General features: G+C 69.6%; 20 protein-coding genes. All 20 read left to right on the forward strand.

Annotated features, from left to right (window positions below):
* The first annotated feature begins 86 nt into the window (after positions 1-86).
* Complete coding sequence (locus tag AC1DBD_RS09035; protein ID WP_476981924.1) at positions 87-428, forward strand: flagellar basal body rod protein FlgB; 342 nt, start codon at positions 87-89, stop codon at positions 426-428.
* Positions 428-820 (forward strand): flagellar basal body rod protein FlgC, encoded by a 393-nt coding sequence (locus AC1DBD_RS09040; RefSeq protein WP_349414489.1) that lies wholly within the window; start codon positions 428-430, stop codon positions 818-820. The genes AC1DBD_RS09035 and AC1DBD_RS09040 overlap by 1 nt, the downstream gene beginning before the upstream one ends.
* On the forward strand, positions 820-1125 hold the full coding sequence (gene fliE, locus AC1DBD_RS09045; protein ID WP_476981925.1) for a flagellar hook-basal body complex protein FliE: 306 nt from the start codon (positions 820-822) through the stop codon (positions 1123-1125). The genes AC1DBD_RS09040 and fliE overlap by 1 nt, the downstream gene beginning before the upstream one ends.
* Complete coding sequence (gene fliF / locus AC1DBD_RS09050; protein WP_476981926.1) at positions 1125-2735, forward strand: flagellar basal-body MS-ring/collar protein FliF; 1611 nt, start codon at positions 1125-1127, stop codon at positions 2733-2735. The genes fliE and fliF overlap by 1 nt, the downstream gene beginning before the upstream one ends.
* Entirely contained in the window at positions 2732-3748 is a 1017-nt protein-coding gene (fliG, locus tag AC1DBD_RS09055; protein ID WP_441418220.1) for a flagellar motor switch protein FliG, read from the forward strand. The genes fliF and fliG overlap by 4 nt, the downstream gene beginning before the upstream one ends.
* Complete coding sequence (locus AC1DBD_RS09060) at positions 3738-4418, forward strand: FliH/SctL family protein (RefSeq protein WP_476909082.1); 681 nt, start codon at positions 3738-3740, stop codon at positions 4416-4418. The genes fliG and AC1DBD_RS09060 overlap by 11 nt, the downstream gene beginning before the upstream one ends.
* The gene (locus AC1DBD_RS09065; protein WP_441418222.1) at positions 4415-5743 is read left to right on the forward strand and encodes a FliI/YscN family ATPase; all 1329 of its coding nucleotides are present in this window, start codon (positions 4415-4417) and stop codon (positions 5741-5743) included. Before AC1DBD_RS09060 ends, AC1DBD_RS09065 begins: the two co-directional genes overlap by 4 nt.
* Positions 5740-6174 (forward strand): flagellar FliJ family protein, encoded by a 435-nt coding sequence (locus AC1DBD_RS09070; RefSeq protein WP_441418223.1) that lies wholly within the window; start codon positions 5740-5742, stop codon positions 6172-6174. Before AC1DBD_RS09065 ends, AC1DBD_RS09070 begins: the two co-directional genes overlap by 4 nt.
* Positions 6171-6863, forward strand: coding sequence for a C40 family peptidase (locus AC1DBD_RS09075; RefSeq protein ID WP_476917768.1), 693 nt, complete (start codon positions 6171-6173; stop codon positions 6861-6863). Before AC1DBD_RS09070 ends, AC1DBD_RS09075 begins: the two co-directional genes overlap by 4 nt.
* Positions 6860-8488, forward strand: coding sequence for a flagellar hook-length control protein FliK (locus tag AC1DBD_RS09080; RefSeq protein WP_476981927.1), 1629 nt, complete (start codon positions 6860-6862; stop codon positions 8486-8488). Before AC1DBD_RS09075 ends, AC1DBD_RS09080 begins: the two co-directional genes overlap by 4 nt.
* Before the next feature lie 18 nt (positions 8489-8506).
* Complete coding sequence (locus tag AC1DBD_RS09085) at positions 8507-8941, forward strand: flagellar hook assembly protein FlgD (RefSeq protein ID WP_441418226.1); 435 nt, start codon at positions 8507-8509, stop codon at positions 8939-8941.
* Positions 8942-8971: 30 nt separating this feature from the next.
* Positions 8972-10132 (forward strand): flagellar hook protein FlgE, encoded by a 1161-nt coding sequence (locus tag AC1DBD_RS09090; RefSeq protein WP_441418227.1) that lies wholly within the window; start codon positions 8972-8974, stop codon positions 10130-10132.
* Between the two features lie 416 nt (positions 10133-10548).
* Entirely contained in the window at positions 10549-10836 is a 288-nt protein-coding gene (locus AC1DBD_RS09095; protein ID WP_441418228.1) for a flagellar FlbD family protein, read from the forward strand.
* Between the two features lie 3 nt (positions 10837-10839).
* On the forward strand, positions 10840-11661 hold the full coding sequence (locus tag AC1DBD_RS09100; RefSeq protein WP_476909088.1) for a motility protein A: 822 nt from the start codon (positions 10840-10842) through the stop codon (positions 11659-11661).
* Positions 11658-12485 (forward strand): OmpA/MotB family protein, encoded by an 828-nt coding sequence (locus AC1DBD_RS09105; RefSeq protein WP_441418230.1) that lies wholly within the window; start codon positions 11658-11660, stop codon positions 12483-12485. The genes AC1DBD_RS09100 and AC1DBD_RS09105 overlap by 4 nt, the downstream gene beginning before the upstream one ends.
* 87 nt (positions 12486-12572) lie before the next feature.
* Positions 12573-13469, forward strand: a complete 897-nt coding sequence (locus AC1DBD_RS09110) for a flagellar motor switch protein FliM (RefSeq protein WP_476893159.1) — start codon at positions 12573-12575, stop codon at positions 13467-13469.
* Positions 13466-14194 carry a flagellar motor switch protein FliN gene (fliN, locus tag AC1DBD_RS09115; protein WP_441418232.1) on the forward strand — a complete coding sequence of 243 codons (729 nt, stop codon included), beginning with the start codon at positions 13466-13468 and terminating at the stop codon, positions 14192-14194. Before AC1DBD_RS09110 ends, fliN begins: the two co-directional genes overlap by 4 nt.
* Complete coding sequence (fliO, locus tag AC1DBD_RS09120) at positions 14195-14794, forward strand: flagellar biosynthetic protein FliO (protein ID WP_476981928.1); 600 nt, start codon at positions 14195-14197, stop codon at positions 14792-14794. It begins immediately after the preceding gene.
* Positions 14795-14853: 59 nt separating this feature from the next.
* A complete protein-coding gene (fliP, locus tag AC1DBD_RS09125; RefSeq protein ID WP_441418393.1) occupies positions 14854-15669 on the forward strand; it encodes a flagellar type III secretion system pore protein FliP in 816 nt (271 codons plus the stop codon).
* The gene (fliQ, locus tag AC1DBD_RS09130; RefSeq protein ID WP_175321994.1) at positions 15666-15941 is read left to right on the forward strand and encodes a flagellar biosynthesis protein FliQ; all 276 of its coding nucleotides are present in this window, start codon (positions 15666-15668) and stop codon (positions 15939-15941) included. The genes fliP and fliQ overlap by 4 nt, the downstream gene beginning before the upstream one ends.
* Position 15942 lies beyond the last annotated feature (1 nt).

A 15942-nucleotide genomic window follows, 5' to 3' on the forward strand; every position in this document is an offset into this window, starting at 1 on the left:
ACAGTGCCGATAACCACAGTAAGAGCACGGATCGCTCGTTTACCGGCCACGGATCGGCCACCCCACAATTCCCCAGGCAGGACTCTGTGCTCGAATCCGTGACTTCCGCAGCCCTGGCCAGCGCCATGGACGGGCTGGCTTTGCGCCAACGCGCCATCGCGAACAACATCGCGAACGTCAACACACCGAACTACCACGCCAAGCGCGTCAGCTTTGAAGCTGCCCTTGCCGCGTCCGTGCAGTCCGGGGACGGCCACGCCGAGGCCACGACGGCGACCTCGCTTGAGCCCACCCAACTCAACGGCAACAACGTCAACCTGGACACCGAGACCCTCTCCAACATCGACACCGTGCTGCGCTTCCAGTTCGCCGCCCGCGCCATCGGTGGGGAATTCACCGCCGTCCGCGCCGCTATGAGGACCAACTAATGACCTTCGACGCCATCGGCATCGCCGGCTCCGCGCTCACCGTGCACCGTAAGTGGCTCGACGCCGTCTCGGACAACCTGGCCAACATGAACAATGCCTCCGCCACCTCCGGCCCTGCCTTCCGTGCGAAGTACGTCGAAGCGGCCGAAGGCGCCGAGGGCACGGGCGTGTACGTCAAGAGCACCCAGCTGGGTGACGGCGCGGGCCGCATCGTCTACCAGCCGGACCACCCCCTCGCCGACGCCAACGGCAACGTGAAGTACCCGGACATCGACATGGCCGAGCAGATGGGCGCCCTGATCATCGCCCAGCGCGGCTACCAGGCAAACGCCCAGGTCGTGGACCGCGCCCGCGAGACCTACCTCGCCGCCCTTGAGATTGGAAGATCCTGATGCCTGTTTCCCCCATCGCTCCGGTCCAGGGCGTACTGCCGACGGACTACCTCGGCGGGGCCGCCTCGGTGCCCGCAACGGACGGCTCCGGTTTCGCCTCTTCCCTCACCGGCGCCGTGGACAACCTCCAGCAGCTGCAGTCGACGTCGAAAGAGCTCGCCGTCTCCGCCGTGACCGGCAACCTCGACGACATCCACAACGCCACCATCGCCGCCAGCCGGGCCCAGATCACCCTGGAACTCGTGGCCACGGTCCGGAACAAGGGCGTTGACGCGTTCAACGAGATCATGAGGATGCAGGCCTGATGCCTCCGCAGATCACTGTCTTCTTCCAGCGCTTCGGCGCCGGCCTCAAGAGCTTCACCACCGGCCAGCGCACGCTCGCCGTCATCGGCGCCGCACTGTTGATTGTTGGCGTTGTGGCGCTCTCCGCCTGGCTCACCCGGCCCACCCTGGCGCCGCTGTTCTCCGGCCTCAAGGACACGGACGCGAACGGCATTGTGGAGCAGCTGCGCAAGGACAACGTGCCCTACGAGCTCAGCGACGGCGGCTCCACCATCCTCGTGCCGCAGGACAAGGTCTACGACGAGCGCCTCAAAGCCGCCGCCGCCGGCCTTCCGACCGCCGCGGCCACCGGCTACTCGCTGCTGGACAAGATGGGCGTCACGTCCTCCGAGTTCCAGCAGTCCGTGACCTACAAGCGCGCCCTCGAAGGCGAACTGGCCAGCACCATCTCCGCCATGGACGGCGTGAAGACCGCCGCGGTCCGGCTCGCCATCCCGGAAAAGACCGTCTTCGTCTCGAAGACCCCGGACACCACGGCCTCGGTCTTCGTCGAGACCGCGCCCGGCGTGACCCTCTCCGGCGACAAGGTCCAGGCCATCGTGCACCTGACCTCCGCCGCGATCGAGAACCTCAAACCCGCCAACGTCTCCGTGGTGGACTCGCAGGGCAACGTCCTCTCCACGGTGGGTGGCGGGGCCGCGGGATCCTCCTCCAAGCAGGCCGCCGACTACCAGCAGCGCACCGGCGACGCCGTCCGCGCCGTCCTGGACCGCGTGGTCGGTCCTGGCAACTCCACCGTGGCGGTCGCGGCAGATGTCACCGGAGAATCCGCCCAGCAAAAGAGCGAAACCTTCTCCAACACCCCCGGCGCGCTGCCGCTGAGCGAATCCTCCAAGACGGAAAAGTACAGCGGAGGCGCGGGCGGTGCCGCCGGCGTCCTCGGACCGGACAACATCGCGGTCCCCGGCGGAACCAGCGGCAACGGCAGCTTCGACTCCACGACCGCGACCAAGAACAACGCCGTCAACAAGGTCACCGAGGACCGGGTCATCCCGCCGGGCGCCGTGAAGCGCCAGACCATTTCGGTGGCCGTCAGCCAGTCCGCCGCGGGCGGCCTGAACATCGGCTCGCTCACCGCGCTGGTGACCTCCGCCGCCGGCGTCGACAAGGCCCGGGGCGACATCGTCACCGTCGAGGTGATCCCGTTTAGCACCGCGGCCGCGGATGCGGCCAACGCCTCCCTCGACGCGGCCAAGGCCGACCTCGAGGCCCAGAAGCAGCAGGCGTTCTTCGCAACCCTGGTCACGGCCGGCAGCATCCTGCTCGGACTGCTGATCCTGGCCCTGGTCATCACCATCATCCTGCGCCGCCGCCAGAAGCGTGAGCCGGTGGACCTGGGCGAACGCCTGGACCTGCTGCCGGCGATCCCCGCTGTCACGGCCATCGATCCGGCCCCCGCGACGTCGGCCATCCCGCTGACGGCCCTGCCGCTGCAGCCGCTGCCGGCGCCGCCGATGGAGGTGCTTGAAGCCGAACGCCGCATGCAGGAGATCGACAACATGGTCGCCGCCAACCCGGAGAAGGCAGCCGACTACCTCCGCAGCCTCATGGATGACAGGCAGCCCGCATGAAACTTGCCGAATCGACCCTCACCGGCACCCAGCGCGCCGCCGTCGTCCTGATGCAGATGAGTCCGCCCAACGCGGCCCGGGTGATGGCACAGTTGACGGACTCCGAGGCGGAGGAAATCGCCGCCGAGATTGTCCGGCTCCGCAAGGTGGATCCGGAGGTCGCCGAGCAGATCATGAAGGACTTCCACGAGGCTGCCCTGAGCAGCCCGCGGCAGGCCCGCGGCGGCCGTGAGCTCGCCGAAGGCCTGCTCGAGGCCTCCTTCGGCTCGGAAAAGGCCGCCGGCCTGATCAACCGGCTGACCGTCAACATGGCCGGCAAATCGTTTGAGTTCCTCGAAGACATCGAACCGGTGCAGATCCTCGCGCTGATCGACGGCGAACTTCCGCAGACCATCGCGCTGGTCCTGGCCCACCTGAGCCCGCGCAAGGCCTCGGCCGTGATGTCCGGGCTGCCGGGCTCGCTGCGGGCCGACGTCGCGCTCAGCATCGCCACCATGGGCTCGGGCGCGCCGGAAGCCATCGGCATCGTCGCGGACACCCTGAAGCTGCGCGGCGGCGCGGCCGTCTCGCAGCAGGCCTCCAAAGTGGTCGGCGGCATCCAGCCGCTGCTGGAAATCATCAACCGGACCGACGCCGGCACCGAACGCTCCGTCCTGGACGGGCTCGACCTGCTGGATCCGGACCTCGCCGTGGAAATCCGCGCCCAGATGGTGACCTTCGACGACATCGTCAAGCTGGAACGCCGCGACGTGCAGCTGGTGCTCCGCGGCCTGGACGCCTCCGTGCTCGCCGTGGCCATGAAGGGCGCCACCGAACCGGTGCTGGAAACCATCACCACCAACGTCTCCGGCCGCAACCTCGAAATCCTCGAATCCGAGATGGCGGCACTGGGACCGCTGCGCGCCTCGCAGATCGAGGAGGCGCGGGCCGCCGTCGTCCGCTCCATCCGCGAGCTCGAAGCCGAAGGCCAGATCACCATCCAGCGCGGGGACGAAGAAGACTATGTTTACTGACGGGTCGTTTACGGACGCCGGCTCCGCCGAAAGCGCCCCGGCCCGCATCGTCTTCCCCTCGCTGCGGTCCAGCGGACCGGCCAACGAGCAGGCCGGCTACACCGAGGGCCACGCCGCGGGCTACGCCGCGGGCGTCCGCGCCGCCGCCAAGGAGCAGCGCCGCTGGCGCGACCGGATGGCTGCCGAGCAGGCCGCCTCGCTCGCCGCCGGGCAGCAGGACCTGGACCGTGCCGTCCGCGCCCTCGCCGTGGCCCGCACCGACTTCGCGCACCGCAACGTCCAGGCCCTGCACGACGCCGAAGAGGTCCTGGCCCGCACCGCGCTGGAACTGGCCGAAGCCATCCTCGGCTACGAACTTGCCGAGGGCACCCGGACGGCCCGCGCCGCCCTGGACCGCGCCCTGTCCGGAAACGACGCGGCCACCGTGCTGGCCATCCGGCTGCACCCGGCCGACATCGAGGTGCTCGCCAAGGAAGGCCAGGACCTGCCGGCCGGCCTTCCGCTGCTCGCCGACGCGTCCCTGCAGCGCGGCGACGCGAAGGTGGAATACCAGCAGGGCTGGCTGGACGCCAGCCTGGGCAGCGCCCTGGCCCGTGCCAAGGCGGCCCTGATGGGGGACCAGCAGTGGCCCGCCGATGCCCCGGATTCGCTCTCCGGCGGGCAGCCATGATCGCCCAGTGGCGCCCCAAGGGCGACGACTTCGCGGCTGCCCTCGCCGCGGCCGCGCCGCAGCGCGTCGGCACCGTCACCTCCGTGATGGGCCTGGGCCTGGAAGTGTCCGGCCTGGACTGCGCCCTCGGTGACCTGGTCACCGTGGGGGAGAACCCCGGACTCGACGCCGAGGTCGTGGCGGCCCTGGACGGCTCCGTGCGCTGCATGCCGCTCGGGCGCCTCGCCGGCGTCGCCGCCGGAGACCCGGTCCGCGCCAAGGGCGGCACCGTGCTGGTCCCCACCGGTGCGGGGCTCTTCGGCCGCGTCATCGACGGCCTCGGCCGCCCGATCGACGGCAAGGGCCCGCTGCTCAGCGGACCGCGCGTGCCGATCGACAACGAGGCGCCGAACGCCATGAAACGCGCACGGATCGACACCGCGCTGCAGACCGGCGTCCGGGTGCTGGACACCATGACCACCCTGGGCAAGGGCCAGCGCATGGGCCTCTTCGCCGGCTCCGGCGTCGGCAAGTCTTCACTGCTGTCCATGATCGCCCGCGGCACCGACGCCGAAGTATCCGTGATCGCCCTCGTGGGGGAGCGCGGCCGCGAAGTCCGCGAATTCCTGGAGGACGACCTTGGCCCCGCCGGGCTGGCCCGCTCGGTCGTCGTCGTCGCCACCTCCGACGAGCCGGCGCTGATGCGCATGCGCGCCGCGTTCACCGCCACCCGGATCGCCGAATCCTTCCGGGACCAGGGCCAGGACGTTGTGCTCATGATGGATTCGCTGACCCGCGTGGCCATGGCCCAGCGCGAGATCGGCCTCTCCGCCGGCGAGCCCCCCGCTACCCGCGGCTACCCGCCGTCGACGTTCTCCGTCCTGGCCCGGCTGCTGGAGCGGGCCGGCACCGCCGAGGCCGGCTCAGTGACCGGCATCTACACCGTGCTGGTGGACGGCGACGACCACAATGAACCCATCGCCGATGCCGCCCGGTCCATCCTCGACGGCCACGTGGTGCTGGACCGGAAGCTCGCCGTGACGGGACACTTCCCCTCGGTGGACGTGCTGGGTTCGGTCTCGCGCGTCGCCTCCAAGGTCAACGCCCGTCACCACCTCGACGCGGCCTCCACGCTGCGCAGGGTCCTCGCGGCCCGCAAGGCAGCCCAGGACCTGATCGACGTCGGCGCCTACCAGGCCGGGACCAACCCGCTGGTGGATGCCGCCCTGGCGCATGAGGACTCCGTCAGCGGCTTCCTGCAGCAGCCGATGGACGAGTCCACCCCCCACCCCGAGTCCTGGCGTCAGCTGGACCACCTCACTTCGATCCTGGGAGCCGCGGCATGAACCGGCAATTCTCGCTCGCGGGGCTGTTGCGCCTCCGCCAGATCCAGCAGGACCAGGCGGCGTCCGGGCTGGCCCGCGCCCGTTCCCGGTCCACTTCGGTCCGGGCCCGGGAAGCCTCGGCCCGCCGGCAGCTGTCCGCCACCGACGAGGACATCGTCAGCTCCGCGTCGCTGCGCGCCGTCGCGGCGTCCCGCGCGGCGTCCCACAGCATGCTGGCGGACCTGGAGAACCTGGCCCGCGCAGCCGAGACGGACGAGGCCGCGGCGCGCGAGGAATTCATCGCCGCCCGCACCCGGTCCGTCGGCCTGGAAAAGCTGCAGGCCCGCCACCACGCCGAAGTGAACACCGCGGAGCTGCGCGCCGAACAGTCCACCCTGGACGAGATTTCCTCGACGATCTGGCACCGGGACGAACAGCAGGTGCGCTCATGAGCATGACCGAGGCGCTGGGCCGCATGCAGGGCATCCAGTCGATGATCGCTGAGCTCACCCGTCCCACCCAGACCGAAAGCACCGCCGCGGCGCTGAAGTCCGCCGCAGCCACGTCCCTCGCGACCGGGACCGGCACCGGCGACGCCGGCTCCTTCACGGAGGCGCTCACCGCGGCCCTCGGCGGAAGCGCAAGCGCCTCCGGAACGGATCCCTCATCCCTGGCCGGCGGCCTGGGCCTGGGCGGCACCGCGGGCATCGGCGCCTTCAAGGGGCTCACCGCACCGGCACCCGCTGTGCCGGTAGCTGCAGGCAGCGCGACCGGCACGGACGTGGTGGCCATGGCCAAGAAGTACATCGGGGTGCCCTACGTCTGGGGCGGCACCAACCCGGCCACCGGGATGGACTGCTCTGGCTTCACGCAGCGGGTCTTCAAGGACCTCGGCGTCGAGCTTCCGCGGGTCGTCAGCGACCAGATGAAGCAGGGAACCCCGGTGGCGTCCCTCGCCGAGGCCAAGCCCGGCGACCTGCTGATCAGTTTCGGCGGGAACCACATCTCCATCTACCTCGGCAACGGCAAAGCCATCGACGCGCCCGTGCCAGGCAAGACCATCCAGATCCGCGACGCCTGGGAGCAACAGTCCAACCTGACCTCCATCCGGCGGATCGTCCCGGCGGGAGGCGCCTCATGAAGGGCATGGCTTCGATGGACCTGGCGACTGCGCTCGCCGGGTCTCCGGTGCACGCCCGCGGCGCCCAGCAAGGGAGCCGCGCGCGCACAGACAGTGGGGCGCCCGACGCCGGCGGCTTCGGGTCCGTGCTGAGCGACGCGGTGAGCCACGAGGCAGCTTCCGCTGCCCCGTCGTCCGTCACGGCTGCCCCCTCGTCCACCGCTACTGCGACCGGCACCGCTACTGCGCCCGGCACCGCCGCGGCGCCCGGCGAGGCCAAGACCTCGAAAGACGGGGCCCCGGCGGACGCCCCCGCCCAGGACGCAACTGCTGCCCCTGACGGCTCCGCCGCTGCGTCAGCGGCCGATGCCGGCATCCTGGCCGCTTCGGCCCAGTTCGCCGCAGCGATCCAGCCCGCCGCGGCCGCGGGGGAGACAACGCCCGCGACGGCGGAACCCGGCGGCATCGCCCCGCCATCTGTGAGCCCAGCAGCAGCTTCCGGCCAGCTCTTTGTGGACCCGCGGCTGGCGCCCCCGACCGGCGCTGTGACGGCCCCGTCCGCGGGAGAGACTGCGGCGGCGCCCGCACCGGTCGTGGCGTCCGTTGCCGGCGGTGTCGCCCTGCGCCACGAACCGGCGAGCAACCCAGCAGCGGGCCCCGCAGCAGCCGGCCTCGCCACACCACCGCAAGCCGGTGCGGCGCTTCCGGGCATCGTCCTTCCGGCCGCCGCGGCTCAGGCTGCCCTCCGCCCGGCGGGCGTCCCGGCGGGTGGCAAGCCGGCCGCTGGCACGGCTGCCGGCGTCGTTCCCGCCCAGGCTGTTGCCGCGGCTGGAGCCACGACCGCGACCGCGGATCCCGCTGCGGCGCTGCCCCCGGCAGCCGCTCCGGCGACGGGAGTTCCGCCGACGGCGGCGCAGACCGCAGCGGCGCCCACCGCTGCCGGCACGGCGGCACCGGGCCTGCCCGGCGTCGTCGTCGGGATCGGAGGGAGGCTCCCCGGCGGGGCCCCCGACGCTCCCGCCGAGAGCCGTCCGGCTGCTCCCGCAGCGACGGACAGCGTGGCCGCTGCCGGCGCCGCAGCGGTGGCCCCGCCCACGCCGGGCCCGGCCCGCAGCACGGCACTACCGGCGGCCGCGACTCCGGCTCCGGCCCAGCAGCCCGCCCTCACCCCGCAGCTGGCAAAGCCGCTGTTCACGCTCGCTGCGGCCCCGCACGGCCAGCACATCATGACCCTGAAAGTTACCCCCGAGGACCTCGGTCCGCTGACCGTGCGCGCCCACATCGACGGCGCCGGCGTTCGGATCGAACTGTTCGCTCCCGGAGACACCGGCCGGGAAGCACTGCGCGGGATCCTGCCGGAACTGCGCAAGGAACTTGCCGACGCCGGCTTTGGTGCGACCCTCGACCTCTCGGACCACAGCGGACCGGCGGGCCGGGGCCAGGACGCAGGAGGGGACGCGGGACAGGGTGCAGCCGGCCGCGAAGCCTCCGAAGCCGGCAGCGGTGCCGACTCGGGACCCGGCGGCCGGAACGGGCCCGGCGAACCGCGGCCCGGGCACCGGTGGGATGCCCTGGCGGACCAAGCGTCGCTGCGCAGCACCAGGATCCTGAACGGTCCCCAAACCACCCTCGACATTCTCGTCTGACACGAAGGAACCCGACCCATGACTATCCAGCCCATCGCCCCGCAGCCGGTTACGGCCGCGGGGACGACCCCACAGGCTGCCGCCGTCCGGGCCCCCGTGCAGTCCATGGACGCCAACGTGTTCATGACCCTCCTCGTGGCCCAGCTCAAGAACCAGAACCCCAGCGCCCCCATGGATACGAACCAGATGATGGCGCAGACCATCCAGCTTTCCATGATGGAAAAAATGACCGAACTGACTTCCAACAGCAAGGAGGGATTCTCCCTCCAGATGCGCTCGGCAGCATCACAGCTGATCGGCCACTCCGTTGACTACAAACTCGCCGACGGCACCACCGGCACCGGAATCGCCAGCTCGGTTTCCTTCGCCGACGCAGTACCGACCGTCAAGGTCGGCGATCTCTCCATCCCCCTCGACTCCATCACCGGCCTTACCGCGCCGGCCGCTTCCTGACCAGTTTCCTCCCGTAGAAAGGCAGTTCCCATGCTCCGCTCGCTGTACTCCGGAATCTCCGGCCTTCGTGCCCACCAGACCATGCTGGATGTCACCGGCAACAACATCGCCAACGTCAACACGGCCGGCTTCAAGGCGTCCTCCACGCAGTTCCAGGACACCCTCTCGCAGCTGACCCAGGGCGCGTCCGCGCCGCAGGGTGAGTCCGGCGGCAGCAACCCGGCGCAGATCGGCCTCGGCGTCCGCGTCGCCGGCGTCAGCACCAACTTCGCCCAGGGCTCCTCGCAGAGCACCGGCCGCGCAACGGACATGATGATCTCCGGCGACGGCTTCTTCGTCACCAGCAAGGGCGGCCAGCAGCTGTTCACCCGTGCGGGATCCATGACGTTCGACGCCGCCAGCCAGCTCGTCAGCCCGGACGGCGGCATCCTGCAGGGCTGGACCGCCAACAACGGCAAGGTGGACCAGGCGGGTGCCATCGGCGACATCACGCTTAACCCCAACACCATGATCGCGACCCCCACGACCTCCATGACGCTGGACGGCAACCTGCCCGCGGACGCCGGTTCGGCGTCGTTCGACCGCGTGGTCAAGGTCTACGACTCCGTCGGCGCCGCCAGCAACCTCACCCTCACCTTTGTCCAGCAGCCTGGCGGCTGGGGTGTGTCCACCGACGGCGGCGCCACCATCGCGGACCGGATGAGCTTCACCGACGGCCGACTGACCTCTCCGGGCAAGCTCAACGTTGCGGGCAAGACCATCGACGTAAGCCAGGTTTCCTCCTTCGCCGGCATGAGCTCGCTCACCGTCAGCGGCCAGAACGGCACCCCGGCCGGGAAGCTGGAATCCTTCACCCTCGGCAATGACGGCTCCCTGATCGGGTCCTTCAGCAACGGCACCAAGCAGGTCCTGGCCAAGATCGCGCTGGCGAAGTTCACCAACCCGGCCGGCCTGGAGAAGGCCGGCGGATCCTCCTACGTCGCCACCGCCAACTCCGGCAACGTCCAGCTGGGCGCGGCCGGCGACCCGGGCATCGGCACCCTGGCCGGCGGCTCGCTGGAGATGTCCAACGTGGACCTGTCCCAGGAGTTCACCAACCTGATCGTCGCCCAGCGCGGCTTCCAGGCCAACGCCCGCATCATCACCACCTCGGACGAGGTCCTGCAGGAGCTCGGCAACCTCAAGCGCTAACCCCTGGCGCACCGCGGTCCAAGGTCGCCAGCGAGGGGCGCACGGAAGACAGCCACGGGCCTCATCCAGTTCCGAGGCCCGAGCTGTCCCCTCGAATGCACCCGTGCGACGGCAAACGCGGTGCCGGCCGTGTTTTTTCGCACCGGTTTTGGAAAAACGCGGCGCGGGCGGCCTGATGCGCCCCGGATCCGGGGCGCGCAGGCCCGTTTCCGCCGCGGGTGTCCGCTGCCGTAGCGAAATGCGGGCGAACGGCACGGCCGTGGAACGGCGTGCCACATGGAAGGGGTCCCTTGGGGACCCCTTTCGTGTGTCCGCGGCGCCTAACGAAAGCGCGGGGGCGGCCGACAGTAAGGGGAGAACACCCCTACCCGCCGCTTGGCCGCACCGCCAGGCAGTCCCCAGAGCAGAATCGGCCCATGATCGTTGTCACACGCCTCAACGGAACGCGCTTCGCGGTCAATCCGGACCTGATTGAACGGATCCACGAGAGTCCGGACACCCACCTGGTCACGCTCGACGGCGCCGCTTACGTTGTGCTTGAAAGCCTGGCCGAGGTGGTCGAGCTGATTGCCGACTACCGCGCCTACGTCCTGAACAAGGCTCGGGATTTCCCCGCCGTCACGGGCTACCCCTTGAGCCTGGTCCCGCCTGCCGGACCGGACGACGACGCCGACGCCTCCGCACCTGAACCACCAAGGAAGTAAGCCATGGATCCCGCAACAATCATTGGACTGCTCCTCGCGTTTGGTTCCGTCGTCACCATGGTGGTCATTGAAGGTGGCAGCATCTCCGGCCTGCTGCTGCCCGGGCCCCTGGTCCTGGTCTTCGGGGCAACCCTGGCCATCGGGCTGGCCGGCAACACGCTCAAGGACGTGATCCAAGCGTTCAAGGCCGTGCCGGCAATGTTCATGGGAAAGACGTCGAAGCCCCAGGAAAGCATCGACCAGATGGTCCGCTTCGCGGAGAAGGCGCGCGCCGAGGGCCTGCTCTCCCTTGAGGAAGAGGCCGCGAGCGTCAAGGATCCGTTCCTGGCCCGAGCCCTGCAGAACATCGCAGACGGCACCGACGCCGAGGACCTCCGCCTGCAGATGGAGGACGAGATTGACACGAAGTCCCGCAGCGACCACGCGTCGTCGAAGTTCTTCGCCAGCCTCGGCGGCTACGCCCCTACCGTGGGGATCGTCGGAACTGTCGTGTCCCTCACCCACGTCCTCGAAAACCTCTCCAAGCCGGACGAACTGGGGCACATGATCGCCGCCGCCTTCGTCGCGACCCTGTGGGGCCTGCTCTCGGCCAACTTCATCTGGCTGCCGTTCAGTTCGCGACTGGCCAGGCTCTCCGAGTTGAACATCGAACGCATGACCCTCGTGATGGAGGGCATGCTCGCCGTGCAGTCCGGCGCCCAGCCCCTGCTGCTGGCCGAACGGCTCCGTTCCATGGTCCCGGAGCACCAGCTCAAGAGCGCCGACAAGGGCCGCAAGGCGCCCAGCGGTGACGGCACCGCGGAGTCGATGGACACCGCAGCGTGAGCGGACGCCGCCGGCCCCGCAAGAAACCCGAAGCGCACCACGTCGACGAACGCTGGATGGCTTCCTACATGGACATGGTCACCGTGCTCATGTGCCTCTTCATCGTCCTTTACGCCATGTCCACGGTCGACGCGAACAAGTTTGAGAAACTGCGCAACTCGCTCGCCACCGGGTTCGGCGCGGTGGCCTCGGAAACCGTGGACACCGCCTCCGGGACCGTGGTCCCGCCCGAATTCGTCAACAAAGACCTCGAGGCCTTTGCCGCCGTCCAGTCGGACGACAAGAAAGCCCAGGACGCAGCCCTCGCCGCCGCGAAGAAAGAAGTGGACCGGCTGCGCGCCCTCGAGAAAAAGATGAAGGCCGGCCTGGCCGCCGCCGGGCTCAGCCAGAACGTGGAGTTCCAGATCGACCAGCGCGGCCTGACGGTCAAGCTCATCGGCTCCCAGGCTTTCTTCGCCCCCGACCGGCCCGAGCTCACCAACCGCGCGTCCCAGGTGCTGCACATCATCTCGCCCATCCTCGGCCCCGCGGCGCTGGAGATCATGGTGGAAGGCCACGCGGCGAAGGGCATTACCGCGTACCCGTCCACTTGGGAGCTGTCCTCGGCGCGCGCGGTCAACGTGCTGCGCTACATGGTGGACCGCGGCGGGATCCCGCCGCAGCGGATCGGGGCCGTCGCCTTCGGCTCGGCCCGCCAGGTCAACGACGATTCCACGCCGGCGCTGATGGAGCGGAACCGGCGGGTGGACATCGTAGTCATCTCCGACAAGCCCGACGTCGTCCGGGCCCTCATTCCCCAGGCCTTGAAGCTGACCCAGAAATAGCGGCTCTTTCGCGTGCTGTCTGACGCCCCGTTTATTGCCTGGGGCAGACTGCTTACGACGGCGGATCCCTTGCCGATAGTGGCAACCGTGAGTGTTCTGGATGAGCGGGAAGTGGTACGGGAGCGGACCGTCAGCGTCTATGACTTCCGGCGTCCCGCGACGCTGGCGCGAGAGCACAGCCGCGTCCTGGAACTCGCCTTCGAGACGTTCGCCCGCCAGTGGGGCACCCAGCTGACCGCCAAGGTCCGCGTGAAGTCCGTGGTGCGGCTCGAGGACGTCGGCATGCAGAGCTACGACGAGTACGCCGCCTCCCTCCCGGCGGTGACCGCCATGGTGCTGTGCACCGTGGAGTCGCACGATTCCAAGCTGGTGGTGCAGTTCCCCGCTCCCTCGGCCCTGGGCTGGATCAACCGGATGCTGGGCGCCTCGAACGACACGGTGATGCCGGACCGGAAGTTTACGCAGATTGAACAGGCCCTGGTCAAGGGACTTATGGACGAGGCCCTCGAGGACCTCGGCTACTCGCTCGGGCCGCTGTTGAGCGAAACCATCCGGGTGGACACCGTCCAGTACAACTCCCAGTTCGCCCAGGCCGCAGCGCCCAGCGAACTCATGATTGTCGCCTCCTTCACGATCAACGTCGGCAACATCAGTGCCCCGGCCACCCTGGCGGTGCCGGCGGGAATCCTGCTGGGCCGGCTGAAGAAGGTCAACCCGACGGACAACCGCGGGGACGCCGCCGCCCGCATCAGCTCGCAGTTGGAGCGCGTCCCGGTGGAACTCTCGGTGCGGCTCTCGACGTCGTACGTCACCCCCAGCCAGGTGCTGGGCCTCGCGGTGGGGGACGTCCTGACCCTCCCGCACCTGGAAAACCGGCCGTTCGACCTCACCCTGGATGGCACGAGGCTGGCCACCGCCGCCCCGGCCCGCAACGGGTCCCGGGCCGCAGCCGTCATTGTCACAATCGAGGAGAATAACCAATGAGCATCACCCTGACCAAGCATGAATCGTCGGCGGAACGGCTCGTTGAGGAACTGCCGAGCCCGGTAGCCCTGAAGGTCGTCGCGCTGGTCCCGGCCCGCGCCGCAGCCCCCTACGCCCGCCAGGCCGTCACCGCGACCTTCGTCGGCTCCGTGACCGCAGATCTCGCCCTGATGCTCAGCGACCGCACGTTCCTGGACGAGGCGGCCGGCGGAATGGCCGGCGGCCAACTCGGCGTCGTCTCCGTCACCGATGTCCTCCGCCCCGCGATGGAAAGCGCAAGCTCGGTCTTTGGCGCCGGCGTGCTCTCGGACCTGCGCGAGTCCGACGCGTCCGGGCTGCTTTCGGACCCCGACACTGCCGTCTTCGAACTCTCCGACGGCACCAGCCCGGCGGCATGGTTCGCGGTCCGGCTGCGCGAACACGGCACCAGCCAGGACCGTGCCGGCGACCTCTTCGGCGGCGGCGACACGGTGGCCGGCCGGCTGGGCCGCATCAACAACATCGAGATGGCCCTGACCGTGGAGATCGGCCGCACCCGCATGTCCGTCCGCGACGTGCTCTCGCTCGAACCCGGCAAGATCATCGAACTGGACCGCTCCGCGGGCGCCCCCGCCGACGTTCTGCTCAACGGCCGGCTGATCGCCCACGGCGAGGTTGTGGTCCTGGACCAGGACTACGCCGTGCGGATCACCCGGATCCTCGACGTGGCCGAGGGGCTTAGCTGAATGGACTCGCTGATCCTCGGGCTGCGGGTAGCCGTAGCCCTGGGCGCGGTGCTTGGACTGATCTGGCTGCTGCAGCGCCGTCTCGGCAAAGGCACGGGACGACGCCGCGCTGACGCCGCCCTGAGCGTCGTCAGCCGCCAAAGCGTCGGCCAGCGTGCCTCCGTAGTGGTGGTCGACGCCGGTGGCCAGCGCTTCCTGCTCGGCGTCACCGACCACGCCGTCAACGTCCTGCACACCGGCGACATCCCGGCAGAGGCGGCAGAGGCCCTGGATCCGGAGCCCCGCCGCGCCGGCGCCGCCGGCGCCTTCGCGCAGATCCTCGCAAGCGCGGGAGCCGGAGCCGGAGCCGCTGCCTCCGCCGCACCCCTAAACGGGGCCGGGACCGCGGACCAGGTCGGCAGCCTGGCGGCTGGCGAGCCCGGGGCACCGGACCGGCCGCTGTCCCGCCGCAACTCCATCCGCCGCGAACCCCACCCCCGGACCGCCCCGGGGCGCGGGACCGCGCCCGCCGCGTCCCACCCGCCGCTGCACGGGTCAATTCTGGCCGGTTCCACCTGGAAGCAGGCCGCTGCCGCTCTCAGGAGCGGACGCCGCAATTGATCCGCCCTGCCACCGCCCGCTCCGCCCGCGTCCCGTCAACCAGCAGCAGCCGAACCGGCATCAGCCGAACCACAAGGTTCCTGGCCATCGGCGTCGCCGCCGTGCTCTGCGCCGTCCTGCTGCTCTGGCTTAACGCCTCCGCCGGCCATGCGACTGCCCCCGTGCCGCCGGTTCCGCCAACCCCGCCGGCCAGCCCGGACACCGGCAGCGTCAACATCGAGATCAACGGCATGGACGGAAAGCCATCCACAGCGGTCCTGACCCTGATCGGGATCACCCTGTTGTCCGTCGCGCCCGCGCTGCTGCTGATGATGACCTCGTTCACCAAGATCTTCGTGGTGCTCGCGATGACCCGCAACGCGCTCTCGCTCCCGTCCATACCGCCCAACCAGGTGCTGGCGGGCCTGGCCCTGTTCCTGTCGATCTTCGTCATGTGGCCGGTCATCAACGAGATGAACACCATCGGCGTGCAGCCCTACCTGAACGGCACCTTGGATTTCAACGGCGCGCTCAGCGCCGGCTCGGGCCCGCTGCAGCACTTCATGCTGGCGCACACCCGCGAGGAAGACATCGCACTGATGACCCGCGCCGCCGGCATGGAGAACCCGGCCACGCCGGAAGCGGTGCCGCTGCAGACGCTCATCCCGGCGTTCATGATTTCCGAACTCCGGGCCGCCTTCATTATCGGCTTCGTCATCTTCATCCCGTTCCTCGTGATCGACCTCGTCGTCTCCGCGGCCCTGATGTCGATGGGCATGATGATGCTTCCGCCGGTGATGATCTCGCTGCCGTTCAAGATCCTGCTCTTTGTCCTCGTGGACGGCTGGGGCCTGATCATCACCTCGCTGATCCAAAGTTATGCAGGCTCGGGATGAACGCCAACGCCGTCCTGGACATCTGCCTCCAGGCCATGATCGTGGCCGCCAAGCTCTCGGCCCCGGTGCTGGTGACCGCGCTGGTGGTGGGCCTGGCGATTTCCCTGCTTCAGTCCATCACCCAGCTCCAGGAAGCCACCCTCTCCTTCGTGCCCAAACTGGCCGCCGTGGCGGTGGCGCTGCTGATCTGCGGGCACTGGATGATCTCGGAGATGGTCGCGTTCACCAACGACCTCTTCGCCAAGATCCCCTCCCTGCTCGGAGGCTTGTGAG

The sequence above is a fragment of the Arthrobacter sp. 10T419 genome, from assembly GCF_056394105.1.